The sequence below is a fragment of the Gilliamella sp. B2785 genome (assembly GCF_026537005.1).
GTDB lineage: Bacteria > Pseudomonadota > Gammaproteobacteria > Enterobacterales > Orbaceae > Gilliamella > Gilliamella apicola_E.
On record NZ_JAFNNC010000018.1, the window covers coordinates 1 to 1,597 of the forward strand.

At 40.5% G+C, this 1,597-nt stretch carries 1 protein-coding gene; it reads left to right on the forward strand.

Annotated elements, in window-relative coordinates:
- Positions 1–1,147: hypothetical protein (locus tag J3U24_RS11475; RefSeq protein WP_267347005.1), on the forward strand; the 1,147-nt coding region annotated here is incomplete at its 5' end.
- Between the last annotated feature and the right edge of the window lie 450 nt (positions 1,148–1,597).

Below are 1,597 nucleotides of genomic sequence, written 5' to 3' on the forward strand. Positions count from 1 at the left end.
TTCTAACAATTCATCATCTACAACCCCAATCGTCTTGCCGGTTGAGGGTCAGAGTTTTGCTGATATTCGTATGTTCGTTCCTACTGATACTAATTCAGTCGCTTTGAGTACACTTATCGGTCCTCCTAATAATTATTGGGGAGATGATGATGGTGATGCTGACGTTACTGTTACTGGTTCTTTGAGTTTATCTATCGTTGATAAAAACAATCAAGTTGTATCACGTAATACAGAGCTAGAGATTTGTAAGGCACCTTATAGGGTTACCTTATCCAGTACTAACGGTACATTATCCACACGTTATGGGGTTCCTAATCATAGTGATTTCCGTGCTAGTTATGTGACTTATTATGTTAATCCTAAGGCTTCGCCTGTGGTTTGTTTTGCCAGACCTAATTTGACTTTTGGTAGAGATGATTATGCTGGCCCAGCTTCAATGTGGGACCCTGATAATGGTTTTATCCCTCAGTCAACTGGCCCATCCTCTTACGGTAGAAACTTTCCTACAACTGGCGCTAATGGATTGTACTTTGATTTACTCATTAGTGGTGTAAGTCAGCCATTGTCTTGGTCTCCAGTTTCTCGGGGTGGTATCACAGTCACAATGTCTAATCCTACTGCTACAAGCGTTCGCGTTACTTTAACGGGTCCTTACGCTACTCCATCCCAGCATAATTCAGCCAATCCTGGTCCTCTTCCCACTATCTCTTTGCCTCAGACCTTCGAGTTGGTCGGTCGTGATAGTAATGGTGCTCCTGTCGTCAAATATGGTTTTACTTTGAAGCAGTGGTTCGTCCACCGAGGTTCTAAGCGGGACTATTATTCTAGTACATTATCTTGGTGTAATAGTATTGGTTATCGCCTTCCTAAGGTAAAGGATTTAACAAATTCAAATTATGATTTTGATAATTTAGGCTTAGGCGCCACCCCTTCCTCGCCGGGTGATCATTATATGCGTCATATAGGTTCAGGTTTTGTCACTGAGTGGGGTCGTCTGTATGATTATTCAGGCGTTGGCTTCCTCAACCATTGGTACTGGACTAGTGACCCGCGCGGTAGTTCCCAGTTTATCGTGGACATACTCGACGGTGACGTGAGTTGGAGCGACACCTACCTCGACTACTACGGACTTTGCTCCCATCCTTAGTTCTTATTTCTTCGTCCTTAATCCTTAGGGCGGGGGCGGGGGTGATAAAAAATAGTATTAGGTGATTAAAAGCAAGCTGACTCAAGGAGTCAACGTCGTTTAGCCATAAAAAGCGATTTTGCGGCTAAGCGATGCTTCAATTACCCGCTTCGGCGGGTTTATTTTTTAGGTATTTTATCGCAAAAAAAGTTGAGGAGCGGGGTTTTTGAGGCTTTAAATTTCACTTAAAAAATTATTCAAATATCAAAATCACTAAATTTCTAATCCAAAGCCTTAAAATAAAATTTTTAAGGATCAATCGCTATAATTTAAAAGATTTGTAATTGCAATATCTTTAATTAAAACATAAGTTAATCAAATATCGGTTAGATCCTTTTTAGATCTTATTTACAAAAGTTAACGTAAATGAGCGAAAAAAAGTGTTGCATCGTGTTTTTCCAATCACTATAC